The following is a 25988-nucleotide window of genomic DNA, read 5'->3' on the forward strand; positions in this document are numbered from 1 at the left end:
AAACCAGGGCTGTTCCAAAAAATCAACAGGCTCCGTTTCATAAAAAGGGGACCGCTGCAGAACAGAAAAATTTTCGAGCGCCTGTCGTAGATTTTCAGACCGATCACCGAGGTTACTTCCCAGGCCGAGATAGATTGCCATTTAGTGATTTTAATCGCAGGCGGGACGCCCGCGCTGGAGTTTCTACATTCTAGGAGTGAGGCTCGTCGGTCGCATGATTGCATCTGAGACTACGGATTTTTTGCAAAGCGCAAATGAAATGGTTCGAACCGCTGGAGGAATTGATATGGTTGAAATGGTTGATGCAATAGACAAACTGCCCTCTCCCTCTCGCTGCAGTGGACTTGCCCGGATGCATAAACTTCCAGCGGGAGGGTGAGGGTAGGTGAGGGTAGGAGTGACAATTCTTGCTAAATGATTTTTCGAAATTAATGCCGCTGTTCATCATTTTTATGGAAAATCACAATCAGATCCAAAGAAGAAAACAATATCGTGAAGGATTTGATTTCAGGGTTCAACGTTTCACAAATGAAGAAACAAAGTACACTATCGAGATGGTACTTCAGCTGACTCCTGTTTGAAATAGAAAAACTTGAAATAATTCAGAACCTACACGCCTACCCTCACCCTTTCTCCCTCTCCCTCCCATGAACAGCCGCGGCAAACCTACAGTGATTGATGACCATGGGAGGGAGAGGGCGCACCGCACAGCGTTTGTCTTATTACTAGGATTGGAGCTCGCAAATACCGAAAAAATCTAGAAACTCCAGCTCGGACGTGACGTCCGCGCTACTTTGTTAACAATGCTATTATGAAAAAGTGGTTACGTATGAGTCCGTTATCGGACTGGAGGTGCACGCCCAGCTCGACACGGAGACCAAAATTTTTTGTGGTTGCAGTACGCGTTTTGGAGCTCCTCCTAACCAAAATACCTGTCCCGTTTGCCTGGGTTTGCCGGGTGCTCTGCCGGTTCTCAACAAAAAAGTCGTTGAACTCGCCCTGCGCGCGTCCCTTGCCGTAGGCTGTCGAATTCCTCCTGTTTCCGTTTTCGCAAGAAAAAATTACTTTTATCCCGACCTTCCGAAAGGTTATCAAATCTCACAATACGATCAGCCTCTCGCCGTAGATGGAAGTTTGAAAATCATGATCCATGAATCACCGCGGGAGATTCGAATCAGGCGGATTCATATGGAGGAGGACGCAGGAAAGCTTCTTCATGAAGGGGTGGAGCAACAATCGGAAGCAAGCTTCGTGGACCTCAACCGCGCGGGAGTCCCGCTGATTGAAATCGTCAGCGAGCCGGACATTCGCAGCTCCGAAGAAGCCTACCTTTACCTGAAGGAGTTGAAAGCAATTCTGCAGACTTGCGGCGTTTCAGAAGCAAACATGGAAGAGGGAAACCTGCGTTGCGATGCAAATATTTCTATCCGGCAGAATGGCGCCAGTGAGCTTGGAACGAGAGTAGAAATCAAGAACCTCAACTCATTTAAGAATGTCTCAAGGGCACTTGATCACGAATTTGAACGGCAACGAGGAATTCTGCAGTCAGGTGGTGAAATTATTCAGGAAACGCGACTTTACAATGCGGATCTTGACAGGACGGATTCCATGCGATCCAAAGAAGAAGCTCAGGACTATCGCTATTTTCCGGATCCCGATCTACTGCCTCTGAAGATTGAAGCTGAGATTCTAGAGCGCGTGCGTCAGTCACTTCCGGAACTACCGGAAGCAAAACGTCATAGATTTCAAATGGAATACGGGCTTTCAAAAATGGAAGCAGGAGTTCTTACTGAAGATGAAGCGCTCGCAGAGTTTTTTGAACAAACAGCGCATTTAAGTCGAGAACCGAAACAAACTGTAAACTGGATCTTGCGCGATCTACTGGAAAAGTTGAAAGAAACTTCCGGTTCCATTCGACAGTCACCCGTGACTCCTGCTCACGTGGCGGGACTCATCCATCTGACGCAAGAGAACAAAATCAGCAGCACGCAAGCGAAAGAAGTCTTTCACGAAATGTGGTCAACTGCAAAAATGCCTGAGGTCATCGTATCCGAAAAAGGATTAAGCCAGGTATCGGATCTGGACAGTGTGAATCGATTTATCGATCAGGTTTTTGCCGGAAATCCGGATCTGGTAGCCCGATTTAGAAATGGTGAAACGAAACTGCAAGGAGTCCTGGTGGGACTCGTTATGAAAGCGAGCTCCGGTAAGGCAAATCCCGCGGTGGTGAATAAGTTATTAAAGGACAGGACCGGTTAAATGGTAAAGATGTTTCATGTCACGAAGCGTTATGACCGGGAATACACTGCGCTGAATGACATCACGCTCCATCTCCCGAAAGGACAATTTGCATTTGTCACAGGCCCAAGTGGCGCCGGGAAAACAACCTTGCTGCGGCTGCTCATTCGCGAAGAGACCCCTACCAGCGGTCAGATCATTGTGAACGGTCGAAATTTTGCGACCATACCAGACCATCAAATCCCCATTTTGCGCAGGAACATAGGTTTTGTTTTTCAAGATTTTAAACTGCTCAAAAGAAAAACGGTTTATGAAAATGTGACCTTCGTGCTTCACGTCATCGGGATTTCTGTGAAAATCCAGAGGCGCAGGGCCTACGAGATCCTGAAAATGGTTGGCCTCCAGCACAAAATGCATTCTTACCCATTACAGCTTTCCGGAGGGGAACAACAAAGGGTTGCCATCGCCCGCGCTTTGATCAATGAGCCGGTCCTGCTTCTGGCCGATGAGCCTACAGGCAACCTGGATCCGGATCTCGCTTTGGAGATCATGCAAATCTTCAAGCGAATCAATGCCCGTGGCACTACCGTATTAGTAGCCACGCACGATAAAGAAATGATTCAACGAATCAAAGGAAGAATTCTTCTGCTGGACCACGGCCGTATGGTGGATGACGTATCTGTATGAGATTGTTATACGTGCTCCGATACTTCCTGACCGAAGCTTTCAGCAATCTGTGGTCAAACCGGCTTAACAACTTCATTTCGATGGCGATCATCGTTTTCTCGCTGTTCACGTTCGGCCTATTCGTACTTACTGCGGAAAATCTGAGCGACATGATCGGCAGATGGACGGAAAATGTCCGCATCAACGTTTTCCTTAGCAAAGGGACAAACCGAAACGCGGCGGGACATCTGGAATCCATCATCAAAGCCTCCCGTGTCGTTGCCAACTATCAATTCATAACGGAAGAAGAGGCGTTGCGTCGTTTTCAGAAGTACTATCCAGGCATGAAACAGCTCACGACGGATCTGGACACGAATCCATTTCCTTCCTCATACGAGATCACCATACGCAAAGAGTTCCAAAACAAAGGCTCAGTTCAGGAGCTGGTCGCGCTGCTTAGAAATGAGAAGCTGGTGGAGGATGTGGAATACGATCAGGAATGGATCGATAGAATTCAATTCATTATCCGGTTTGTCAGGATTGTTGGTCTTTTCTTCGGTGGAATTCTGATGTTCACGGCCACCTTCTCGATCAGCAATGTCATCAAGCTTATGGTCCTTTCGCGCAAAGATGAGATTGAGATTATGAGACTTGTGGGAGCTACAAATTCTTTTATTAAAGGACCATTCCTCGCGGAGGGAATTCTGCAGGGTTTGCTGGGAGGAATCGCCGCAGTGGTATCGCTTTACTTACTGTATTTTGGGATTATTACAAAAGTCAGCTCATTGAATGCGCCTTTCTTTACGACCGATCTTTTGCATTTCTTGTCCACTCAGATGGTGATTGCAGTCATCGCTGGTGGCATGGTCGTCGGTTTCTTCGGAAGTTTCTTTTCGGTCGAACGCCTCATGAGGATTTGAAATTAACCGCCAAGACGCCAAGTCGCAAAGAATATTAGAAAGGAACTTAATTATCTTGGCGTCTTGGCGCCTTGGCGGTTGAATCCTAAAGGATGTAGAGATTCCAAAAGTATTCGCCCCAGAAGATAGCGGGTAAAGCCGCAGCTCCGATGAACGTTCCGTAGGGATAAAGGAAATCCGTTCCTTTTTTCAGAAAGAAAATGAAAATGAATCCCACAACGCTCCCCGCCAGGGAGGAAAGAAACAACACCAGCAGAACATTCTGCCAGCCCAAAAAAGCTCCCACCATCGCCAGCATCACAATGTCCCCTTCACCGAGTCCATCTTTCTTGCGAACGAATTTGTAGAAGAAATAAACCAGAAGCAAAATGCCTGCTCCAATCAAAACACCCAGCAGGGAGTCTCCTGGTCCTATGTAAGGATTCAGAAAAGAAGTCAGAATTCCAATCAATATCGCGGGATACGTCACGACTGCCGGCAAAAGCCGGTGGTAATAATCGACAAAAATCAGAATGATGATGCTGCAACCGAAATACGCATAAATCAAGAACGGAACGGAAATTCCAAAATAGCGGTAGAGAAGCAAAAAAAGGAGAGCCGTTAGAAATTCAACGAACGGGTAAACCGGCGAGATCGGATTACCGCATTGGAAACATTTTCCGCGTAACCAGACATAACTGAGTATCGGGACATTGTGATACCAGGGAATCAGAGTTCCACACTTCGGACAACGGGACCGTGGAGTTACAACCGATTGATCGATAGGAATCCGGTGAATGCAAACATTCAAAAACGACCCGACAATGGAGCCAATGATGAAAATATAAATCTGAATCAGCGGACCGAAAAAAGGATCGTCGAAGTAAAGCGCTCTATCCATTCAATATCGTACTCGTGATCGTAATCTTGATCGTGATCGATTGTATCTCGATCATGACAAGGATCAAGCGTACGATCGCGGGCGGGACGCCCGCGCTACATCGGTTAATTCACCGGGTTGGTCGGACGATCTTCTGAGAACTCCTTTGCTTCCAGAATGGTCGATTCTTCTTCGCCAAGCATTACACTTTCGCTGCGTGGATTTACGGCAAGATCAATTACTTCGTCTACGCGTTTGATGAAGAAGTATTCCATATCATCTTTCACGTTCGCCGGCACATCGTCCAGATCTTTGCGGTTGCGATCCGGCAGAATTACCTTCGTCAGACCGGCACGCTTTGCCGCAAGAACCTTTTCTTTGATACCGCCAACCGGCAAAACGGCTCCGCGTAATGTAATTTCTCCGGTCATCGCGACATCGTTCTTTACCGGTCTATCGGTAAGCATCGATAACAAAGCGACAAAAAGAGTAATTCCTGCCGAAGGGCCATCTTTCGGCTGAGCTCCCGCAGGAACATGTACGTGGATGTCGTAATCTTCAAAGAAGTCTTCAGGGATCTTCAAGTCTTTCGCCTTGGAACGCAAGTAACTCAAAGCAGCCTGGGCAGATTCTTTCATGACATCCCCCAGATGTCCGGTCAACGATAGTGTTCGTTTCCCTTTCATCTTGCTGGCTTCCACAAACAGGATGTCGCCTCCTGTGGCAGTCCATGCAAGACCGGTAGCAACACCGGGCACTGCTGTACGCTCCGCCACTTCCGAAAAGAACTTGATCGGGCCGAGATATTTGCTGACATCATCAGCCGTGATGGCTTTTTGCTGCGTTGAGCCTTCCACAACTTCTTTCGCAACTCCGCGGCAAATGGTCGCAAGTTCCCTTTCAAGATTTCGCACACCAGCTTCACGCGTGTAATTGTGGATCACCTCTTTGACCGATTCTTCAGCGAAAGAAAGCTGATCTTCCTTGAGTCCGTGAGCATCTTTCTGTTTCGGAATCAAGAAATTGGTGGCAATCCTGTACTTGTCTTCATCGATGTAACCGGGGATCTCGATGACTTCCATACGATCCTGCAACGCAGGCGGTATCGGATCGAGCAAGTTCGCAGTTGCAATGAACATCACCTTCGAAAGATCGAAGGGGACTTCCAGATAATGATCGGAAAACGCGAAGTTCTGTTCAGGATCCAGGACTTCCAGTAAAGCTGAGGATGGATCTCCACGAAAATCAGTTCCGATTTTATCGACCTCATCCAGCATGAAAATCGGATTGTGAGATCCAACTTTCTTGATGCTTTGAATGATTCGTCCCGGCAGCGCGCCTACATAAGTCCTGCGATGTCCGCGGATTTCAGCTTCATCGCGCACACCACCCAATGAAATTCGGATGAATTTGCGTCCAAGAGCGCGGGCAATCGAACGTCCCAGCGATGTTTTTCCCACGCCCGGAGGTCCCACAAAGCAAAGGATGGGACCTTTCATGTCCGCTTTCAGCTGTCGAACGGCAAGGTATTCCAGAATTCTTTTCTTCACTTTTTCCAGATCGTAATGATCTTCATGCAATACCCGTTCTGCTTCTTTCACATCAAGATTGTCTTCCGTGCCGATCATCCAGGGAAGCTCAACCAGCACTTCCAGATACGTGCGGCAGACGGAGTATTCGGCAGAAGCAGGATGCATTTTGGAAAGACGCTTCAATTCTTTCTCAGCAACCTTCTTCACATCTGCAGGCATTTTTGCCTTTTCAATTTTCTCGCGGAACTCTTCTACTTCCATTCCGCGTTCATCACCTTCTCCCAGTTCTTTCTGAATCGCTTTCAATTGTTCTCGCAAATAGTATTCCCGCTGGGTCTTATCGATCTCGCCTTTCACCTGCGTTTGAATCTTATTGCCAATCTCCAGGATGTTGATCTCTTTATTGAGCAACATGTTTACTTTTTCCAGGCGATCCTTCAAATTCACGCATTCCAGAACATCCTGTTTTTCTTCGGTAGAAATTTTCAAGCTGGAGGCGACAAGATCGGCCATCTTGCCGGGCGCTTCCATGTTCACAATCACCGACGCAAGATCTGAGGATAAATAGCTGGCCATTTCGCTGAGCTTCTTAAATAGCTTTTTCGCATTCATCACGAGCGCGTCAATTTCCAGACTCTTTTCATCCGGCTCATCGATGATGTCCACTTTGGCCACGTAATAGGGCGCAGTCTGCAGGAACGACTCCACGCGAAAACGGGAAAGACCCTGCACGATCACGCGCAATGTGCTGTCCGGCATCCGGATCATTTTTGTGATTAAAGCAGTTGTGCCTACACCGTACAGATCATCCTGTTTCGGCTCCTCAATCTTCGGATCTTTTTGAGTCACCAGACCGATGATGTTGTCGTTCTTGATCGAATCCTCAATCAATTTCACGGATCTGTCCCGTCCCACCACCAACGGAATCATGAGCTCCGGATAAAGCACCGCATCTCTCAGTGGAAGAATCGAAATAATATCGGGAACGCTTACTTTTTTACTTTTAGAACCTTTCATTTTTATCTCCCGGCCCGTAGGCACACAACCGTAAAAAGAATACCACCCGGCTGCTAAGTAGAATAAAATATAAGTTCCCACAAAATTCAAGTCAAAAACAGTTGAGTCTCTTGTTATCAGATATGTGATAAAACTGTAAGGGAGGAAGAACCATGGCGACGATCCAGAAAATTTTAGCGCGTGAGGTTTTGGATTCACGAGGCACACCAACAGTTGAAGCCGAAGCGCACCTCAGCGACGGTTCCTGGTCGCGCGCGGCCGTGCCTTCAGGGGCTTCCACTGGCCAGTACGAGGCGCTGGAACTGCGGGATGGAGACCCCGCCCGCCACATGGGAAAAGGAGTCCGAAAAGCTGTTTCGAACATTCGTGAGAAAATTGCTCCGGCGCTGTTAGGACAGCAAGCCACTCAGCAAGCCGAGATCGATCAAAAGATGATCGAGCTGGATGGGACTCCCAACAAAGCAAACCTTGGAGCAAACGCCATTCTTGCGGTCTCCCTGGCTGTCGCCAAAGCGGCTGCAGTTTCCGAAGGCAAAAATCTCTATGAATATCTAAGCGCAGGACAAGGCAACGTACTCCCCATCCCTTTGATGAACGTGATCAATGGCGGCGCGCACGCGGACAACAATCTGGATGTTCAAGAATTCATGATTGTGCCGCACGGAACCTCTTCCTTTTCACAAGCGATCCGGATGGGTTGCGAAGTGTTTCATCATCTGAAAAAAATCCTGAAGAAAGCCGGAAACATCACAGCAGTGGGAGATGAAGGCGGTTTCGCGCCGCAGTTAAAATCGCATGAGGAGGCCCTTGAGCTCATGATGCGTGCCATTGAAGCGGCCGGTTATAAACCAGCAGATCAAATCAGTCTCGCCCTGGATGTGGCAGCCAGCGAATTCTACGAAGATGGCGGGTACGTCCTGAAGAAATCCGATAAATCCAGGCGCTCCAGCGAAGAAATGATCGGTTTGTATGAGGATTGGATCTCACGATATCCCATTTTTTCCATTGAAGACGGAATGGGAGAAAATGATTGGACAGGATGGAAATTGTTGACCGATAAACTCGGGAAGGAAGTTCAACTTGTCGGTGACGATCTTTTCGTGACCAACACGGAAAAGCTGCGCCGTGGAATCGAAGGAGGCATCGCGAATTCGATATTGATCAAAGTGAATCAGATCGGCACTTTGACAGAAACGCTTGCGACAATGAAAATGGCTTTCGCGGCAAATTATACTTGCATCGCAAGCCATCGATCCGGCGAAACAGAAGATTTCACGATTGCTGATCTTGCTGTTGGCACCAACTGCGGGCAAATCAAAACGGGAAGCGCAAGCCGGAGCGACCGCATGGCCAAATACAATCAATTGCTCAGGATCGAAGAAAAACTGGGCGCCGAAGCCCAATTTGCGAAACTGCCAAAAAGGTGAATCATGCACAAAGTGGTTTTACTAAGGCATGGAGAAAGCATTTGGAACCGCGAGAACAGATTTACCGGCTGGACTGATGTGGATTTATCGGAGAAGGGATTAGAGGAAGCAAAACAGGCCGGCGAAGTCTTGAAGCGCGAAGGATACACCTTCGATATGGCGTTCACGTCTGTGTTGAAGAGAGCGATTCGTACACTGTGGATCGTGATGGATCAAATGGATCTGATGTGGATTCCAGTAAAAAACTCGTGGCGTCTAAACGAACGGCATTACGGAGCGCTGCAAGGCTTGAACAAGTCGGAAACTGCGGCAAAATTCGGTGAAGAACAGGTTCACATCTGGCGCAGAAGCTACGACATTCCGCCGCCTCCACTCGATCATAACGATGAGCGTTTTCCTGGAAACGATCCCCAGTATAAGAATCTGAAGGAAGAGGAAATACCGTTAACCGAATGTCTAAAAGATACAGTGGAACGATTTCTTCCATACTGGCATCAAACGATCGCGCCGGAAATCAAGTCCGCCAGAAAAATAATCATCGCCGCGCATGGAAACAGCTTAAGAGCCCTGGTGAAATATCTGGACAAAGTACCGGAGGTCGCCATAGTGAATTTGAATATTCCAACAGGAATGCCTCTGGTCTATGAGCTGGACGATGATTTACGACCGATTCGGAATTATTATCTGGGTGATCCCGAAGCTGTGCAGAAAGCGATGCAAGCTGTAGCAAATCAAGGAAAGGCGAAGTAATTATGGCTTACTGGTTGTTTAAATCGGATCCCGATGTTTATGGATATCAACACCTGGAAAAGGACAAACACACCGTTTGGGATGGGGTGTCAAATCCCGTTGCGTTGAGGAATCTTCGTTCCTGCAAAAAGGGGGATACGGTTCTGATTTACCATACAGGTGAAGAGAAAGCGATTATTGGTTTGGCGGAAATCACAAAAGAAGCGTATCCGGATCCAAAGCAGAAAAATGAAAGATTGGTAGTTGTGGAAATCAAGGTTCTAGAGCGTTTGAAACGGCCAATCACTTTAGCTGAAGTTAAAGCCCGAAAAGAATTTGCCGATTTTGCGTTGGTCCGATTGCCCCGCCTTTCAGTGATGCCAGTCAGTGACGCTCAGTTGAAGCTGCTTGGAATCTAAACTCTTGGCGTCTTGGCGTCTTGGCGTTGAATGAGCGTGTCTAATTCCTCTCGCAACCTTGGCAGGATTTCATCATACGTGAAGGCGCCAATGGTGTGGGCTTTGCGTTTAAAATTAACATGCGTGGGACCGCACCATAAGCCCAGATCTGCATCGTCGGTTTCACCGGGGCCATTCACACGACACCCCATCACCGCGATCGTGACTTTGTGAGCGTTAGCGTAAGCCGTCAACTCTTTGACCTTTTCCGCAAGCTCCACAAACCTTTCATTTTCCACGCGCGAACAGCTCGGACAGGAAATGATGTTCATCCCCTGACCGAAATCGGGCACAGAAATGAATCGGCCTGCGTACACGTCCTCAATGATCTGTTTTCCCACAAGCACTTCTTCATGCTTGCGTGGATTCGGTAGAGTCAAGGAAACACGAATCGTGTCCCCGATTCCTTTAGCCAGCAATTTCTCAAATGCCAAACGCGTTTTGATGATGCCATCCGGCGGCAATCCTGCCTCCGTGACTCCCAGATGCAACGGCACATGTGGCATTCGCTCGCTGAACTGCTCGTTCGCTTCCACAACTTTTTGTGGATCGGAATCCTTTAAACTCACAACATATTTGTCAAATTGCAAATCCTCCAGAAGCGCGCAATGATACGCGGAGGATTCCACAAGCGCTTTCATTTGATCGCCTGGATAACGTGCGAGATATTCCGGCGCGACCGATCCGCAATTAACTCCGATCCTGATTGCATTTCCATGATCCCTTGCCACATCCGCGATCCACTTCACTTTTTCAGGAATGCTTTTCTCTCTTTCATGATGATGAAGGTGACCGGGATTGTAGCGAATTTTGTCCACATATCCAGCAATCTTGCCAGCGAGCCTGTAGTTTTCCTGCAAATCCACAGACAGAGTTGCCGTGGTTTGTCGCCGCACTTCTTTTAGCGCTTCAGCATCCTTATCGCTGTCGATTGCAATCCGGACGATGGCAGCCCCCGCATTCTGCAATTGGTGCGTTTGCTCGACCGTTGCGTCTATATCCTGTGTACGAGTGGCGCACATACTCTGGACAGCTATCGGATGGCCGTTTCCGATCAAAACATCGCCGATTCGCACCGTCTGTGTGCGGTTTCTCTCGATCTTCATCAGGAGTAAAGATATCCGATTCAGCGCGGATACGCAAAGAATTACGACTTCAACGCCAACTATGATAAAATGGACAGCCCTTATGTTCGAGGATCTTCAGGAAAAGGTCTCCTATTCCTTCCGTAATAAGGAGATTCTTCTTAGAGCTTTGACCCACCGGTCTTTCTCTCACGAGAATGCCGAGCGGAATATCGATGACAACGAAACCATGGAATTCCTCGGTGATTCCATACTGGGTTTCATCATCAGTGAGCTTTTGTTCAATGCCTACGCTCAGGATTACACGGAAGGACACATGTCAAAGGTGAAGTCTTATATCATCAGCACCGAGATTCTGAGCGAGAAGGCCCGAGACATTGACCTTGGAAGTCATTTGTTGCTCGGCAGGGGCGAGGAAAAGACAGGCGGAAGAAGCAAGAGATCCTTACTCGCGAATACATTTGAGGCCTTGATCGCAGCGATCTACCTGGATGGCGGCTTGGAAGAAGCAAAGCGATTCGTGCATCATCACTTCAAGCAAACGATTCAAAATGTGGTGGAAGAGGATTTTCATTTCAACGATTTCAAATCCATCCTGCAGGAAAGGTTGCAGAGTGTTGGTGAGATTCCGCCCGATTATGGAATCATCCTGGAAGAAGGCCCCCATCATCAGAAAGTATTCCATGTGGACATTCGAATCAGAAATGTTGCAGTAGCCTGCGGAACCGGCACGACAAAAAAAGAGGCGGAGCAGGATGCCGCGAGAAAAGCTTACGAACAGCTCGTCAGCGGCGAACTGGATTATCTTCTAGCAAAACGGGAAAATCCCGTCAGTTAAAATTTTACCGCAGAGTACGCGGAGACCGCCGAGGTAAGACAAAGATGTTTTTTTTAACTCTGCGTTCTCAGCGTTCTCTGCGGTGAAAAATTGAGTATGTTGAAACCCAAACGTCTTTCGACTGGCTCTCGTGTGCAAATCGTGATTCCTGCGAGCCCGGTGCGCCCCGATTTTTTTGAGCCGGGAACGGAGGCGCTGCGCAGACTGGGTCTCGATGTTCATTTCGGCTCCGATGTTTACCGTAAACTGCGATACCTGGCGGGAAGCGATGAAGAGCGGCGCGCGGAACTTTTGCAGGCCTTAAAAGATTCACAGGTCGATGCAATTTTCTTTGCGCGTGGCGGTTATGGCTCCTCCCGTCTGCTTACAGACGTACGCGAGTTTCAAGATCTCACACCTAAAATACTTCTCGGGTGTTCGGACATCACCAGTCTGCATCTCTATTTCCAACGCATGCACAACTGGATCGTTTTTCATGGCCCGATGGCTTCAGGCGATTTTGCGCGCGGTCATGTTCACGCTGATTCATTCGAAAAAGCTCTCCAGCAAACTGGTCCTTATGAACTTGCGCCGGAATCCATTGAGGTACTGATTCCCGGCAAGACTGAAGGAATTTTGTCGGGAGGTTGTCTGGCCTTGTTAGAGGCTGCCGTGGGAACTCCCTGGGAACCGGATTGGAACAATACGATATTGTTCCTGGAGGATTTTGCCGCAAAGCCATACCAGATCGACCGTATGCTCACTCATTTGAAACTCATTGGAAAGTTCGATGGCGTGAAAGCATTTATCTTTGGAGAGATGAAGGATTGTGTTCAAACAGAGAATCAAGGTTACACACTGCAAGAAGTGATTCTGGATCTTCTTGCTAATTTCGGAAAGCCCATATTCTATAACTTTCCCTCCGGACATGTTTCCGCCATGAACTGGACTCTCCCGCTGGGAGTTGCGGCGCGCGTTTCTTCAGAACCACATTTCCGTTTAAGCATCCTGGAGGGAGCAGTTCTGTGACCTTCGAACGTATTAGAAGCATTTATTTAATCGGCATTTGCGGCACGGCCATGGCTTCCCTGGCCGGACTGTTGAAACAAAAAGGTTACGAAGTAAGCGGCTCTGATGCGAACGTGTATCCACCGATGAGCACGCAGCTTCAGGATCTTGGCGTGCAACTCTATTCCGGTTACCGCGCGGAGAATCTCCACACAGCCAAACCGGATCTTGTCATACCGGGAAATGCGATTCCACGCGGCAATCCGGAGCTGGAAGAGTTATTGAATCTGCGTATTCCCTTCTATTCGATGACCGAAACGATCAAGGAATTTTTTTTGCGCGACAACCATTCCATCGTCGTTGCCGGAACGCACGGAAAAACCACAACCTCGTCTCTGGCTGCCTGGTTATTGCAGAGCGCAGGATTCAGTCCATCCTTTTTGATCGGTGGCATGCCGATTAACTTTGGACGCAGTTATGAGTGGAACCGGTCGGGGCATCATTTCGTAATTGAAGGAGATGAGTACGACACAGGATTCATGGACAGGCGTCCGAAGTTTGTCAACTATCTTCCAGAAACGGTGATTCTAAATCCTGTAGAATTCGATCATGCCGACATTTATTCGGACCTGGCCTCTGTTGAAAATGCCTTCTGGCAGTTGATCAAAGTGATTCCATCCAACGGAACGATCATTGTGAACCGGGACAATGAAGTAGCGATGCGCCTCGCAAAGAAGGGGTACAGCCAAATTTGGAGTTTTGGATTCGATCCTGAAAGCGACTACCATGTGGCGCTGGAAGGATGGATTTCAGGCGAAGCAGCCTTTCGCTTAAATGAGGAGAATTTCAGACTCCGTACCTTTGGCCGCCACAATGTTTTGAATGCTGCCGCAGTAGCCGTTTTGGGAAAAACGCTCGGAATCGCAGCGGAACAGATCCAGAGCGCCTTTGATGCGTTTCAAGGAGTGAAGAGACGGATGGAACTGCGCGGCGAAGTGAACGGAATCTCAGTGTATGACGATTTTGCTCATCATCCTACGGCGATTGAATCGACGCTGGAAGGAGTTCGGAGGGTGTTCCCAAAATCGCGGATCTGGGGGATTTTTGAGCCCCGGTCCTGGTCCAGTAGACGAAACGTATTTCAGAAGGATTTCGGAAAAGTGTTCCGATCCGCGGATGTTGCTGCGATTGCGCCCGTGTTCGAGCCGGAAAAATTACCGCCAGCCGTCCGGCTAGACCCGCAAGCCTTGATCGCTGACATTGATCGTAATGGAACTCCTGCGCATTATTTCGAGTCCAATGAACAACTGGTGGAGTTTGTGATCACACATGCAAAAGAAGGGGACAAACTGATTTTGATGTCGAATGGATCTTTTGACGGAGTTCATGAAAAGATATTGGAGAAATTGAACCGCCAAGACGCCAAGACGCCAAGTTTCAAGTAATATTTTGTTTTCTAAGGAGTTATAGAGATGCCCAGAAAAAAAGCTTCATCACAAAGAAAAGTACTTACAGGACTTACACCATCAGCCTTTCAGCATAGCGCAGATCGTGAAGCGTTACGAAAACTGGATCACTTGCCGGGAATGCAATTGTTGCTTCGAAAGGTATCCGGAAGTTATGTGGAAAAAACGCTTCAAATGCTCAACGTTTCACAAAACATTCGGGTCAGCTCAAAGCAATTTCCGCAGGTGCACAATCTGTTTCGAGAAGCATGCGACGTTCTCGATATCAAAGAGATGCCGGAGATTTACATCGCCACCGCATACATCCCGAATGCATTTACATTCGGCATGGAAAAGTATTCCGTGACATTGTTGTCGGGTGTTTTAGACCTGCTCACTGAAGAAGAGCTGCTGTTTGTGATTGCGCATGAGCTCACGCACATCAAATGCAATCACATGATGTACAAGACACTGCTGTATCTACTCAGTTATGTCGGCACCGAGCTCTTTGGCCTGTTTTTCAAAGTGGCGGCGATTACTTTCTTTCCCATTGAAATGGCGCTCCGCTCCTGGGAGAGAAAAGCAGAATTCAGCTGTGACCGCGGCGGATTGCTTGTCGTTCAAAATGCGGAAGTCGCCAAAACAACGATGGCGAAGCTCTCCGGGTTTTCCAAGTCTTTGAAGACTCAGGTAAACATTCAGGAAATCCTGAAACAAGCGGATGAGCTGAAGGATATGGATGATCAGCTATTCGTGCGAGTGATGAAGATGTACCATACCGCATTTCGTTCCCATCCGTTTCCGATCATCAGAATCAAAGAGCTTCATAACTGGTCACAATCCAATCAGTATCACCGGATCCTCAGCGGTGAATACCAGAATAAAGCAGTATGAAGTTTTGTACCGCCGGCTTCCAGCCGGCCGGACTTACATACCACAAAATGTTTTGCCGGCCGGAGGCCGGCGATACAAATTCATGAAAAATATTCCGGATAGTTTGAGTCCTCAGGAAGCCTGGAACCGGTTATCTTCGTACCCAAGACTTTCGCCTGAAATCCGACCATTAACGGACAGTCTCGGCCTGTATCTCGAGAACGACTTGCATGTTCCTGAGGATGTACCCGCTGCGAACCGCTCCTTCATGGATGGTTTTGCAGTGCGTTCTAAAGACGTAAGCGCCGCACCTGTGAAGTTAAGAATTGTGGGGGAAATCTTGATGGGAGCGATTTCTGAGCAAAAGGTAAACTCCGGTGAAACCATGTTTATCCCTACAGGTGGTTTCCTTCCCGAAGGAGCCGATGCAGTTGTCATGCAGGAAAATACATCTCGAAATGATGAGACTGTGTTGATCAACAAGGCTGTCTCACCAAACGAAAACGTGCAACTTCGGGCGGAAGATTTCCGGCGCGACGAAGTGTTATTCCCGGCGTCTCACCGTTTGCGGACGCAGGATCTGGGCGCGCTTGCTACGTTTGGAATCACCGAGATATCGGTGATAAGGAGACCTGGGGTAGCAATCATCAGCACAGGCAACGAATTGGTTGAATTTCACAGCAAGCCTGAACAAGGACAGATCCGCGAAACGAATGCGCTCTCTCTGACAGCGGCGTGCCGGCAGTACGGTTTCCAGGTTCACACGCTTGGAATCGTTCGCGATGAATTGGAACCGCAAAAAGAAGCAATGACTGAAGCCCTAAGCCGGGCGGATGTGGTGCTGGTATCAGGGGGAAGCTCAGTTGGAGAACGCGATTACACACTAGAAGTGATTCGTTTGTTTCCTGATTCGAATGTTGTCTTTCATGGTCTGGCGATCCGCCCCGGCAATCCAACTATCTTTGCATCCATCGGCCGGCAATGGGTGTTTGGACTACCCGGTCAGCCAGTCTCTTCTCTTGTCGTGTTTTATCAGTTTGTACTGCCATTCCTGTGCCATCTTTCAGGAGAGGATATCGAATTTCAAAGCTTCTTTGAAAGCAAGTTCAAAACCGTTCCAGCCTACCTGGAGGAAAGCATCAAGCCTCTTTCCTCAAAAACAGATTATGTTCGGCTCCGCTTGCGCCAACAGCATGAGAAGTGGTTTGCAAAGCCTGTTCTCGGAAAATCAGCGTCTCTCTCTACTCTTTCAAGAGCCGATGCATTCACGGTTGTTGCGCCAGGAGGAGATACAGTAGCCGAAGGTTCGCAGATTATAGCAATTCTATTCCCCTAGGATATTTTGCGGGCGAGTCGCCGGCGAGACTGTCCAAAAAGTCAAGAATTGCCGCGAGTTAGTGGGGCGCGGGCATCCCTGCCCGCAACGAACTCGTTGAGCTACAATGTTTTTGCGGACTGGAAGTCCGCGCTCCAACTGACTTTTTGGACAGTCGACCGCACCGCAATAAGAGCCCGCGCTATAATAGGTCAAACCATGGAACCGATCAGTTATTCGGAGAGTCTTCAGATCCTGCAGAAGGTGATCGAAAAGATACGAGGCACCACGGAAACAATTCCTGCGAGACAAGCGGTCTTTCGCGTGCTGGCCGGCTCGGTATTCGCGAAACGGGCCAATCCCGCAATCGCCGTAGCCGCAATGGATGGAATCGCCGTTAACAGTTCCACGATCCCCGATGCGCTCGTACGATTGCGCCAGGAGCAGTGGCAGTTCATCAACACAGGGGATGTGGTCCCGGAACAGTTTAATTCGGTGATCAGGATCGAGGACGTTCAATGGGAAGAAAATGTGCCGGTGCTGGATAAAAAACCGAACATCTATCAGAACGTGAGGCGGCCCGGTGAAGATTTCGACAAGGGAACCTTGCTCCTTTTACCGAATCAACAATTGCAGCCCCAGGACATTTCGCTGCTGCTGGCTGCCGGTTGCGATCCTGTAGAGGTTTACAAAAAACCTGTTGTTAGTTTTATTCCCACCGGCTCAGAACTTGTCCATTCCTACGATACGGATCAACCGGGAAAAATTTTGGAATCAAATTCCGCAATGATTGCAGGTTTTGTGCAGACATGGGGTGGCGAATTCCATTTGATGGATCTGGTACCGGATGAAGCTGACGATCTTGCGCAAACGCTCAAGCTTTCCGTTCATGAAAGCGATATCGTAGTCATTTCTGCCGGAACTTCCAAAGGAACAAAAGACGTAACGGCCGACGTCATTCGCATCATGGGAAAAATCCATTTTCGAGGAGTGAAGATGACTCCTGGAAAACCGGTGATTCTCGGAGAAATTTCCGGGATCCCAATTCTAGGACTTCCAGGATATCCGGCTGCGGCCCACGTCTGCTCTTATCTATATTTGCGACCGCTGGTTTGCGAACTGTCTCACGTTCATTCTTCTCTGCCCCGTTCTGTTTTTATTTCCTCCGAGGAAATCCCCGCAAAGAACCACGACTATTTCTATAGAGTGAATTGTTTCGACATAGAAGGACAAACCTATGTTCGACGCACCGCAGGTGGGTCCAGTTCCATCTCGTCACTCTCACAAATGGACGGGCTGATGCACATTCCACCACAAACACCAATCAAGAAACGGGACGGTGTCCGAATTGATGTAATTCAGGACAGGCCACAGAATACAATCACCGCGCGGGGAGTTTCCGATCCGGGCTTCTTACATCTTTTTGCAATGCTTCAAAGAAGTGTGCCTTCCCATCGTTTGCTTTTCTGGCCTTCGCCCGCTTACGAAGCGTTGCAATCGATCGTCGAACGAAACGTTCATATTGCGACTTTAAACACTCCCGCAGAAGGAAACGATTCATTTGATTCCTTTTCAAAACAACTGCAGGAACCAATGCATCGATATCGTGCCTTCACCCGAACCGTTGGTTTGACTTTCCGCGAACCCGGACACCAGGAGCTTACGAAAGGACTGAAAATTGCCGTGCCTGAATCCGAACTTCCACTTTGGAATTCTTCACTGGATAAACGAGGAATCAGTCGCGATCATTTCCAGATCATCAATCATGCCGCGAATGACAAATATCTTCAGGAAGCGTTTCAGCTTTCCCGGTGGGACGCCGTTTTTGCCGATATCAGATTTTTGACAGAGGAGCATCCTCCTCTCTTTTCCGTGCAGGAACACCTTGATTTTGTCATCCCCGAAAGTTACATCGAAATGCTTCCCGTCAGAAAACTGATAGAACTTTTGCTTTCAGAAGAATTTTGGATGTGGATCGAAACGCAGAAAGGCTGCGATGTCGCCCAGCGGGGATTGCTGGAATAATTTCACCGCAGAGATCGCTGAGAACGCTGAGAGAGAATAGGATCTTTTGTTTTAACTCTGCGTTCTCTGCGTCCTCTGCGGTAAAATTGGCATAATAATTGCTAAAATCAGAAACACACATGTTTGCGCACATCCGCACGAAGATTCTCGCGTTATTTGTTTTGAACGTTGTCCTCTGGCTCACGTTTCTGGGAGTCATCTTCTATTGGATCGCATCCCGGTCGCTGGAAAATCAACTGGAGGACAGTTTAGAAGCTACCGCCGCCGTGCTCGCATCTCAATGGGATGGAAGTTTGCTGCTTCCGCTAAAGCCAGGAATGGAAAACAGCGCTTTGTATCGATCCTTCCTCGAACGTTTGCAAAGACTCAAGCAGCAAACCGATCTGGATGCTATTTACATCGCATCAGTTGAACGAATGAATATTCTTTCAACGGAGCGGAATCTAAGAATCGGACAACCGATTCCCAGGTTGGATATTCTGGGCAAACAACTGAACGAAACGATGACCGGAAGAACCTCCGCTTCTGTCCTGATCCGGGTTCAGGATCGTTACTACAAGAGTGCGCTCGCTCCTATCTATTCACAAAACCGTGTTGTCGCAGTTTTGATCGCCGACATCAGTCCTCACTATTTGACCTATCTTCAGACATTTCGAAATTCCATTTTTCTTTTTACAGGCATAGCTCTTCTCTGTTGCATCTTTAGCGCGCATCTCTTTTCTCGCAGCATCACGACGCCCATTTCAAGAATGGTCAAAGGGGTGGAAGAAATCAGCAAAGCGCATTATGAACAACCGCTGGCTTTAGGCGGGTCTGATGAACTTTCACATCTTGCTACCTCGATCGAAAACATGCGGCAAAACATTCTTCATCGCGATATTCAAATGAAAATGATGTTAAGCGGAATTGCCCATGAAATCAGAAACCCGCTTGGCGGCATTGAGTTGTTTGCCGGCATTCTCGCGAAAGAGAAACTCGAGCCGGAACAACGCGCGTACATGGAACGCATCCAATCGGAAGTTCAGAATCTAAAAAAATTGCTCAACGAATTTCTGGATTTTGCGCGACCTCGCAGCCTAGAGAATGAAGACATTTCCGTGCCCCATCTGCTTTCAGAAATCGAAACATTGTTCAGCGATGAAATCCAGCACAAAAGCGCCCAATGGATCCTGGAAGTTCAGCCTGGAATAGAAACAATTCATGCGGACCGCTCCAAGCTCAAACAGGCTTTATTAAATCTCTACAAAAATGCTTTTCAGGCGCTTCCCGCTTCCAACGGTCAAATACAAACGAAACTTCATAAGAATGCAGCAGGCGTCCTCCTGGAAATCAGCAACACCCAACGGGACGCGCTTGCGGCCGAGACCTGCAGGCGCATTTTTGAGCCGTTCTTCACTACGAAGGAAAAAGGGATGGGGCTCGGTTTGCCCCTGGCCAAAGGCATTATTGAAGCTCACGGAGGCGAATTGAAGCTCATTGAAAACGAAACCACAAAAATCACTTTTGCGGTTCGGCTTCCTCAGAAGGAGCGAACGGCGGTTGGACAAATATGAGTCAAATCTTGATTGTTGAAGACGATCGCACGATTCGCGAAGCGATCGGAGTGATCTTAACGAAAGAGGGTTACGCGGTAGCGACATGCGCCAGCGCGGAAGAAGCTCTGGCCAGTGATTCTTTTGAACCGGACTTATTGATCACAGACTACAGGCTACCCGGCAAAAACGGAATTGAACTGGTCGGATTCTGCAAAGAAAGATTGCCTCTGCTGGAATCGATTGTCATTACCGCATTCGGCAGCATTGATCTGGCGGTGGAAGCCGTTAAGAAAGGCGCCAGTGATTTCCTGACAAAACCATTTTCTCCCGATGAATTGCTGATCAAGGTGCATCAACTGCTTCAGCTGCATCAAACCAGAGAACAAAAGGAATATTTGCTGGAGGAGATTCGAAAGGATTTTTCTGACTATGAAATTATCGGCGACAGCGAAGAAATGAAAAAAATTTATTCGCTGGTATCCAAGGTGGCGCGCAGTGAATCCACCGTGCTGATTCAAGGAGAAAGCGGCACCGGAAAGGAGTTGATCGCCCGGTTTATACATTTTCATTCGCGAAGAAACCAGGGTGCTTTTATCAAAGTGAATTGCGCCGCGCTTGCAGAAGGAATTTTGGAAAGCGAGCTCTTCGGGCATGAGAAGGGCGCATTTACCGGCTCGATCCGTCAGCGAAAAGGAAGGTTTGAGCTCGCAGACGGCGGGACAATTTTCCTGGATGAGATCGGAGATCTGGCTCCCAGCGTTCAGGTGAAACTTCTCCGCGTTCTGCAAGAAGGCGAAGTGGAGCGTGTCGGTGGTGAACAGACTTTCCGCGTTAATGTTCGCGTTCTCACTGCGACAAATCACGATCTGGTTTCGATGGTTCAAAAAGGAGTATTTCGCGAAGATCTTTACTACCGGCTGAATGTAATTCCGGTTCTTTTACCACCGCTGCGCAAGCGAAAAGAAGACATTCCGGAGCTTGTTCATTTCTTCTTGAATCGTCTTGCCCGGGAGAACAACAAGAAGAAAATCAGTCTGGACAAAGAAGCATTACAAGCGCTGCTTGATTATCCCTGGCCCGGCAACATCCGGGAACTGGAAAACGTACTGGAACGCGCAGTGGTTCTTTGCGACAGCGATCGGATTACACTCAACGAGCTGCCTTTCATTCAAGAAACCAGTCCTACGCTGGAACAGCGGAAACAATTGCTTCCCTTGCGTGGCAACCTCGACGACCGTCTGGCTGAATTGGAAAAGCTCTTGCTTGTGGAAGCCATGCAAGAAGCAAAGGGAATCAAAACACGCGCGGCGCGAGCGCTCGGCATCAAAACTTCGACACTATATTACAAACTGGAGAAGTACGGACTGATATGAAAACCGCCAAGACGCCAAGGCGCCAAGTTTGCAATCTCATTTTAGCTGTGCTGCTGTTGACGCCCGTTCTTGTGCTTGCCGAGTCGACAGAAATGCTCGCTCAAAGAATCTTTTCTTTAAATCAGCAAATTACGAATGTCACAAAAGACCTGCAGCAAGAGAAAAAAAATAATGCAACTCTTTTGTCTCGCGCTCAACAATCGCAAGACGCGTTAAGAGCGGCCTACGCTTCCGCAGAGCGGTTGAATGAGTTGAATAGTCAGCTGAACAAACTGCGCGAACAGCATGCAAGTCTATGCAAAGATTGGCGCGTTTCCTACGCTCAGACTGTGGATGACCTTCTGGCAAAAGCTCAAAACGAAAAGAATCCGAAACAGAAGGGCGAATTCGGCAAGAAATTGCAAGACCTGCAAAAACAAAATGTCCGGCTCTGCGCCGACAATATGAGAGTCACTGTTTCACAGGAATGGCGTTCAATTCGGACAGAACCGTATGATGGGCCGCAAGAGATCGAACAAAAAATTCAGTTGCTGCAGGAAATCTCGCGCGAAATCAACATTCATCTCGCCAGATTGGACCAGCAATTTCAGGATTTCCAGAAAGAGCGAAAAACAAAAGAACGCGCAGAAGAATTCATACAGGAGTCCACGCTCTTTACCGATAACGTTGCAGTCCGCAGAGCGGACTCCACTTTTGCTCCAGTTGTGGCGCCCGGTGTTGAAAAATCTTCAACGGGTGCCGATATCTTTGGCACAGGTGAGCTCTACGGCAAGGAGCAGCAAGAACAATTTGAGCTGCAGTATCAGCAGAAAAAGAAAGAACTTCTAACCCAGCAAAAGGACTTGACCCAAAAGCTCCAGGAATTGAAAACAAGAGCTCAGCAGCTGGAAATTCCTTGAATGTTTTTAACCGCCAAGGCGCCACGTACGCCAAGAAAAATCAAGAAAATCCTCTTTTTCCTGTTGGCGTTCCTGGCGTCTTGGCGGTTAACCTTAGCGAGTGATTTTCAGCTCGAAAAACAAAAGTTGAAATTCTCGTTAGAATACGAGAGTTTCATCGATTCGTTCCGGAACGAAGTCATAACTCCGGGCCTGAAAGCAAACTACCTGCTGAAAGGAAAAAGCAAAGTTGGAAAATCCGCCATTCTCCATTTTGATTATCAAACGGGATTGAAAACCAATCTGCAGACATCTTTTGAATCGGGCGAGCTGGCAAAACTCCTGTGGTCCAATCGTTTGAATACTTCTTTCACAATTCCTTTCGGCAAATGTTACGCCGGCACAAATTTCTTTCTCCGGCACAAGTGGGTTTCGGAATCATCCAATCAGTTTGTAGACATCTTCGGAGGATTGGGCTTTCGCGATGTGCAGACGGGGGTTTATTTTGGAATCTTTCCTTATCCAAACTGGGAGGTGGTTGTTTCTGCGCTAGCATCGGACGTGAATTTCAATCATTTTGAAGATTCAAACTCCACAAGCAAAGGTGGCTCCGTGCGAATCTCCAGACGCTTGCAGCGTCTGAAAATAAATCTGGATTACAGAATCAAGAAAATAAATTACAACCGGCCTGTTTTTTTCGTGTCTTCAGATGCTGCGGAAGGAGAACTAAAACAACAGGATGATTTTGAAGAGGCAGGTCTCGTGGTCGAGTTGCTGCATCCTATCTATGTTTCGGGAGGTTACTCCTACCAAACGAATGACTCCAATAATCCGGGGTTTAGCTACAAAAACCATCGCTTCAGCCTTCTCGTGGGAACCGGTTTGGGAGAAGACTTCCACCTCCAGGCGTACGGAATCGCGCAAAGACAGGATTTTGAACAGTCCGTGCAACTGCTCTCGCCTGTTCTTCTGGAAGACTCCGATTACGACACGATGGGGATCAGTCTCGTTAAAACGATCAGCGAGTTAACGGAGCTGGAAGTCGGCGCACAACGGCTGAATCACAATTCCTCTTTTCGGGAACTGGACGCCTCGAAGTTCATTCTTTTTGCGGCACTGAATCTGAGATTTTGAACAAAGTAGCGCGGGCCTCCGGCCTGCGTATGCCGCAGGCGAGACGCCCGCGCTACACCTTAAGATGTACGCGCAGCAAACCACGAATCGCATTGCTAATAAACACCGCGTCGGCTTGCTCCACGTCCCGTTGATGTAGCACTCGCTCTTGCGAAGGAAAATCCTTCTGCTCCAGCAAATAACGACGGTAGGTTCCATTCAGCAACCCGGAAGAAAGGGGCGGTGTGAAATAGACACCATCCTTTAAAATCCACAGATTGGAAAAAGCGCCTTCCGTGATCTCATCCCGTTCGTTGCGGAAAATCACTTCGAGATAACCTTCGTCCCTCGCCCGATTCAATTCCAGGCGGTAAAGCGGGCGGTGAGTTGTTTTATGAAACAGGAACGGGTCCTCACTGTTTACAGCTTGACCAGCCCACCTAATATCGAATTGATGCAGCTCTTCTAATTCTGTAGTAGATAATAGCATCGCCCCTCTGCGATCGACCGTGAGCCGTGCCCGCAAAGGCGTAGAGGACCAAGGAATGTTCTGCTGCAGAAATCTCATTACGTTCCCGCGGTCCAGCCGGATGAGGAAATATTCTGCTGACTCCATCAGACGATCCAGATGAAGCGGCAGCCGCTGGTATCCGCTTTCGGGAAGCCACAAAATTGTTTCTATAAGCTCAAATTCCACCGGCGGGTCCGTCAGAAAGCGCGCTTTCAGCCTGCATTCCTCGTATTCGCGAGCCGCATCCGCTTCATAGAGGACTCCGCTCCCCACTCCCATTTCCAGTTTGCCTTCTTGCACAATTGCTGTTCGAATTGCCACACTGAAAACCGCTTCATCCGGAGAGAGAAACCCGATGCATCCGGTGTAAACAGAGCGTGGACTCTTCTCCAATTCCTGAATGATTTGCATCGTTCGTAATTTCGGCGCGCCGGTTACCGAACCGGAAGGAAAAACAGCTTTGATCAACTCCGCAAAAGGCAGGCCCTTCCGTGCAACACCTTCAATCCGGGATGTCATCTGCAAAACCGTGTCATAACGCTCCACCACAAGTGGTCGAGTCACGATGACCGATCCTGCTTCGCAAACCTTTCCCAGATCATTGCGCAGCAGATCTACAATCATCAGATTCTCAGCCCGTTCTTTTTCGCTGTTTAAAAGCTCCCGGGATAACTCCTGGTCCTCTCTGAGGGTCCGTCCGCGCCGGGACGTTCCCTTCATGGGTCTCATCAGCAGACGGTTTCCTTTCCTCCGAAAAAACAATTCAGGCGAAAGCGAGATGATCGACCATTCATCCGTTTCAATGTAGGCCGCGTATGGGACGCGTTGTTTCAGGCATAACTGCCGGTACAGCGTCCGGGAAGAACCTTTGCACTTTCCCCGATATCGCATCGTGTAGTTCACCTGATACGTGTTCCCTTTCTCAATGTGATCGCGAATGGACGAGATCGCGCGACTGTATTCGTCCGGTGTGGTATCGAGATTTAGATCCGTAAGCTCAGCTACACCATCAAATTCAAAATCGGCAGGCGCCTGGTCATCGAAATTGTTGCTCAAGGCAAACCAGATAAGAGGAAATCCGTATGAGACAGCAGGCATGTTTGGAAGAAAATGATAGCCGGTCTCGTACGAAATAAATCCTGCAGCAAGATATCCCGAAGAAACTGCCTTCTCCACTTCTCGAAGTACTTCCTCCACTTGCGAGAACTCAGAAGTTTGAAGAATTCTTTCAGGATTCGAGATCCAGATATTTTTAGTCTCCTCATTTCCAGGAAGCAGGGTCTCAAGCAATAGGACCGTCATGGCAATTTCTCATAGCTTATAACGTACGGTGTTATAATTCAGCTATCGGAGAAACTCAGATGAAAAGAATTGCGTTCAGTTTTGTTATCTTGCTGTTGGTCGCGAATTGGGGATTCGCGTATGACCTCATATTGAAAAGTGGAAAGGTCATTCAAGGAACGCTTGTCAGCGAAAACGAAGAAAACATTTTTATCAAGGATAAAGATGGCATTACACTGAACTTCAAAAAGACGATGGTGGATCTTCAAAAAACCTCCGAAGCGAACAAGCCCATGCAGCCCGTTGTAGAGGAGCCGAAGAAACCGGAAGTCGCAGAAAAGAGTGCTGAGAAGCCCAAGAAAAAAGCACGCGTTTACAATGCAGCCGATATCAATCGTCTGCGTGATGAATATCCTCTTGAGTCCGGCGCAGGCGTGCAATTTGAAGAAGGAAAAACGGTAGTTAAGGACAAGAAAGGGCTTAGCGGCGAAGAATGGCAGGAGCTTACTCAGAGTCTGCTCGCACAAATCAAAGCTGCTGAAGAAGACTATCAACGGCTTTCAGCGAAGTGCAGTGAGTTCCAGGGAGCAGCGATCCAGACCCATATTGCTGTGTCACCTGAAGGAAAAGAAGTGAATCTAGTCGAAGCAAAAGAACGAGCTTGCCAGGCAGCGGAAGATGCCAAAGCTGCACTGGAATCTGTACGACAGGAATATGCAAATGCCGTTGAAAGAGCCAGACAGGAGAACGTCCTCCCGGGTTATATCGCCAGAGAAGACTAGCTAGTGTGGTGCGGGCGACCCGCCCGCAAAAGCTTCGCAGACGAGATGTCCGCGCCACTTTGCTTTCAGAAAACTGACGCTTTCACAAAGTTTTGATTCGT

At 48.3% G+C, this 25988-nt stretch carries 22 protein-coding genes; 17 read left to right on the forward strand and 5 right to left on the reverse strand.

Going from position 1 to position 25988, the window contains the following annotated elements; genetic code table 11:
• A partial coding sequence (locus tag L0156_17415) for a 2-amino-4-hydroxy-6-hydroxymethyldihydropteridine diphosphokinase (protein MCI0604769.1) occupies positions 1-141 on the reverse strand: 141 nt, incomplete at its 3' end.
• A 678-nt stretch (positions 142-819) separates the two neighbouring features.
• Here L0156_17415 and gatB point away from each other — a divergent pair.
• From gatB to ftsX, 3 genes are read left to right on the forward strand one after another with little or no spacing between them, the layout of a single operon-like run.
• Positions 820-2259: an Asp-tRNA(Asn)/Glu-tRNA(Gln) amidotransferase subunit GatB gene (gatB, locus tag L0156_17420; GenBank protein ID MCI0604770.1), complete on the forward strand. Its 1440-nt coding sequence runs from the start codon at positions 820-822 to the stop codon at positions 2257-2259.
• The gene (gene ftsE / locus L0156_17425; GenBank protein ID MCI0604771.1) at positions 2260-2925 is read left to right on the forward strand and encodes a cell division ATP-binding protein FtsE; all 666 of its coding nucleotides are present in this window, start codon (positions 2260-2262) and stop codon (positions 2923-2925) included.
• Positions 2922-3824 carry a permease-like cell division protein FtsX gene (gene ftsX, locus L0156_17430; GenBank protein MCI0604772.1) on the forward strand — a complete coding sequence of 301 codons (903 nt, stop codon included), beginning with the start codon at positions 2922-2924 and terminating at the stop codon, positions 3822-3824. Before ftsE ends, ftsX begins: the two co-directional genes overlap by 4 nt.
• An 85-nt stretch (positions 3825-3909) precedes the next feature.
• Here the strand turns inward: ftsX and L0156_17435 are convergent, their stop codons facing one another.
• Together L0156_17435 and lon are read right to left on the reverse strand one after the other, a co-directional pair.
• Complete coding sequence (locus tag L0156_17435; GenBank protein MCI0604773.1) at positions 3910-4704, reverse strand: prepilin peptidase; 795 nt, start codon at positions 4702-4704, stop codon at positions 3910-3912.
• Between the two features lie 104 nt (positions 4705-4808).
• Complete coding sequence (gene lon, locus L0156_17440; GenBank protein MCI0604774.1) at positions 4809-7232, reverse strand: endopeptidase La; 2424 nt, start codon at positions 7230-7232, stop codon at positions 4809-4811.
• A gap of 152 nt (positions 7233-7384) precedes the next feature.
• Between lon and eno the strand changes: the two genes are divergently transcribed.
• The 3 genes from eno to L0156_17455 are packed head-to-tail and all read left to right on the forward strand — an operon-like array spanning position 7385 to position 9807.
• Entirely contained in the window at positions 7385-8659 is a 1275-nt protein-coding gene (eno, locus tag L0156_17445; GenBank protein MCI0604775.1) for a phosphopyruvate hydratase, read from the forward strand.
• A 3-nt stretch (positions 8660-8662) separates the two neighbouring features.
• Positions 8663-9409, forward strand: coding sequence for a 2,3-diphosphoglycerate-dependent phosphoglycerate mutase (gpmA, locus tag L0156_17450; protein ID MCI0604776.1), 747 nt, complete (start codon positions 8663-8665; stop codon positions 9407-9409).
• A 2-nt stretch (positions 9410-9411) separates the two neighbouring features.
• Positions 9412-9807, forward strand: a complete 396-nt coding sequence (locus L0156_17455) for an EVE domain-containing protein (GenBank protein ID MCI0604777.1) — start codon at positions 9412-9414, stop codon at positions 9805-9807.
• Here L0156_17455 and ispG read toward each other — a convergent pair.
• A complete protein-coding gene (gene ispG, locus L0156_17460; protein ID MCI0604778.1) occupies positions 9804-10952 on the reverse strand; it encodes a (E)-4-hydroxy-3-methylbut-2-enyl-diphosphate synthase in 1149 nt (382 codons plus the stop codon). The genes L0156_17455 and ispG overlap by 4 nt on opposite strands.
• Before the next feature lie 82 nt (positions 10953-11034).
• Here ispG and rnc point away from each other — a divergent pair, with 82 nt between their 5' ends.
• The 10 genes from rnc (at position 11035) to L0156_17510 (ending at position 23334) form a co-directional block, all read left to right on the forward strand.
• Positions 11035-11769, forward strand: a complete 735-nt coding sequence (rnc, locus tag L0156_17465; protein MCI0604779.1) for a ribonuclease III — start codon at positions 11035-11037, stop codon at positions 11767-11769.
• 96 nt (positions 11770-11865) lie between these two features.
• Positions 11866-12777, forward strand: coding sequence for an LD-carboxypeptidase (locus L0156_17470; protein ID MCI0604780.1), 912 nt, complete (start codon positions 11866-11868; stop codon positions 12775-12777).
• Complete coding sequence (gene mpl / locus L0156_17475; GenBank protein ID MCI0604781.1) at positions 12774-14201, forward strand: UDP-N-acetylmuramate:L-alanyl-gamma-D-glutamyl-meso-diaminopimelate ligase; 1428 nt, start codon at positions 12774-12776, stop codon at positions 14199-14201. Before L0156_17470 ends, mpl begins: the two co-directional genes overlap by 4 nt.
• 27 nt (positions 14202-14228) lie before the next feature.
• Complete coding sequence (locus L0156_17480) at positions 14229-15095, forward strand: M48 family metallopeptidase (protein MCI0604782.1); 867 nt, start codon at positions 14229-14231, stop codon at positions 15093-15095.
• Positions 15070-16410: a molybdopterin molybdotransferase MoeA gene (locus L0156_17485; GenBank protein MCI0604783.1), complete on the forward strand. Its 1341-nt coding sequence runs from the start codon at positions 15070-15072 to the stop codon at positions 16408-16410. Before L0156_17480 ends, L0156_17485 begins: the two co-directional genes overlap by 26 nt.
• Before the next feature lie 198 nt (positions 16411-16608).
• Positions 16609-18414, forward strand: a complete 1806-nt coding sequence (locus L0156_17490) for a molybdopterin molybdotransferase MoeA (GenBank protein MCI0604784.1) — start codon at positions 16609-16611, stop codon at positions 18412-18414.
• A gap of 119 nt (positions 18415-18533) precedes the next feature.
• Complete coding sequence (locus tag L0156_17495; protein MCI0604785.1) at positions 18534-19967, forward strand: HAMP domain-containing histidine kinase; 1434 nt, start codon at positions 18534-18536, stop codon at positions 19965-19967.
• Positions 19964-21322 carry a sigma-54 dependent transcriptional regulator gene (locus L0156_17500; GenBank protein ID MCI0604786.1) on the forward strand — a complete coding sequence of 453 codons (1359 nt, stop codon included), beginning with the start codon at positions 19964-19966 and terminating at the stop codon, positions 21320-21322. Before L0156_17495 ends, L0156_17500 begins: the two co-directional genes overlap by 4 nt.
• The gene (locus L0156_17505) at positions 21319-22221 is read left to right on the forward strand and encodes a hypothetical protein (GenBank protein ID MCI0604787.1); all 903 of its coding nucleotides are present in this window, start codon (positions 21319-21321) and stop codon (positions 22219-22221) included. Before L0156_17500 ends, L0156_17505 begins: the two co-directional genes overlap by 4 nt.
• A complete protein-coding gene (locus L0156_17510; GenBank protein MCI0604788.1) occupies positions 22222-23334 on the forward strand; it encodes a hypothetical protein in 1113 nt (370 codons plus the stop codon).
• A 52-nt stretch (positions 23335-23386) separates the two neighbouring features.
• Here L0156_17510 and pabB read toward each other — a convergent pair whose 3' ends face one another.
• Positions 23387-25126 (reverse strand): aminodeoxychorismate synthase component I, encoded by a 1740-nt coding sequence (gene pabB / locus L0156_17515; protein MCI0604789.1) that lies wholly within the window; start codon positions 25124-25126, stop codon positions 23387-23389.
• Between the two features lie 59 nt (positions 25127-25185).
• Between pabB and L0156_17520 the strand changes: the two genes are divergently transcribed.
• Positions 25186-25887, forward strand: coding sequence for a hypothetical protein (locus tag L0156_17520; protein MCI0604790.1), 702 nt, complete (start codon positions 25186-25188; stop codon positions 25885-25887).
• Positions 25888-25988 lie beyond the last annotated feature (101 nt).

The organism is bacterium (assembly GCA_022616075.1).
In the GTDB taxonomy this organism is placed as follows: domain Bacteria; phylum Acidobacteriota; class HRBIN11; order JAKEFK01; family JAKEFK01; genus JAKEFK01.

Excerpts from the sequence above, each read along its gene's own strand:
- ftsE (MCI0604771.1), top strand. The coding sequence starts at position 2,260 with ATGGTAAAGATGTTTCATGTCACGAAGCGTTATGACCGGGAATACACT.
- ftsX (MCI0604772.1), top strand. The coding sequence starts at position 2,922 with ATGAGATTGTTATACGTGCTCCGATACTTCCTGACCGAAGCTTTCAGC.
- L0156_17435 (MCI0604773.1), bottom strand. The coding sequence starts at position 4,704 with ATGGATAGAGCGCTTTACTTCGACGATCCTTTTTTCGGTCCGCTGATT.
- lon (MCI0604774.1), bottom strand. The coding sequence starts at position 7,232 with ATGAAAGGTTCTAAAAGTAAAAAAGTAAGCGTTCCCGATATTATTTCG.
- eno (MCI0604775.1), top strand. The coding sequence starts at position 7,385 with ATGGCGACGATCCAGAAAATTTTAGCGCGTGAGGTTTTGGATTCACGA.
- gpmA (MCI0604776.1), top strand. The coding sequence starts at position 8,663 with ATGCACAAAGTGGTTTTACTAAGGCATGGAGAAAGCATTTGGAACCGC.
- L0156_17455 (MCI0604777.1), top strand. The coding sequence starts at position 9,412 with ATGGCTTACTGGTTGTTTAAATCGGATCCCGATGTTTATGGATATCAA.
- ispG (MCI0604778.1), bottom strand. The coding sequence starts at position 10,952 with ATGAAGATCGAGAGAAACCGCACACAGACGGTGCGAATCGGCGATGTT.
- rnc (MCI0604779.1), top strand. The coding sequence starts at position 11,035 with ATGTTCGAGGATCTTCAGGAAAAGGTCTCCTATTCCTTCCGTAATAAG.
- L0156_17470 (MCI0604780.1), top strand. The coding sequence starts at position 11,866 with ATGTTGAAACCCAAACGTCTTTCGACTGGCTCTCGTGTGCAAATCGTG.
- L0156_17480 (MCI0604782.1), top strand. The coding sequence starts at position 14,229 with ATGCCCAGAAAAAAAGCTTCATCACAAAGAAAAGTACTTACAGGACTT.
- L0156_17490 (MCI0604784.1), top strand. The coding sequence starts at position 16,609 with ATGGAACCGATCAGTTATTCGGAGAGTCTTCAGATCCTGCAGAAGGTG.
- L0156_17495 (MCI0604785.1), top strand. The coding sequence starts at position 18,534 with ATGTTTGCGCACATCCGCACGAAGATTCTCGCGTTATTTGTTTTGAAC.
- L0156_17500 (MCI0604786.1), top strand. The coding sequence starts at position 19,964 with ATGAGTCAAATCTTGATTGTTGAAGACGATCGCACGATTCGCGAAGCG.
- L0156_17505 (MCI0604787.1), top strand. The coding sequence starts at position 21,319 with ATGAAAACCGCCAAGACGCCAAGGCGCCAAGTTTGCAATCTCATTTTA.
- L0156_17510 (MCI0604788.1), top strand. The coding sequence starts at position 22,222 with ATGTTTTTAACCGCCAAGGCGCCACGTACGCCAAGAAAAATCAAGAAA.
- pabB (MCI0604789.1), bottom strand. The coding sequence starts at position 25,126 with ATGACGGTCCTATTGCTTGAGACCCTGCTTCCTGGAAATGAGGAGACT.
- L0156_17520 (MCI0604790.1), top strand. The coding sequence starts at position 25,186 with ATGAAAAGAATTGCGTTCAGTTTTGTTATCTTGCTGTTGGTCGCGAAT.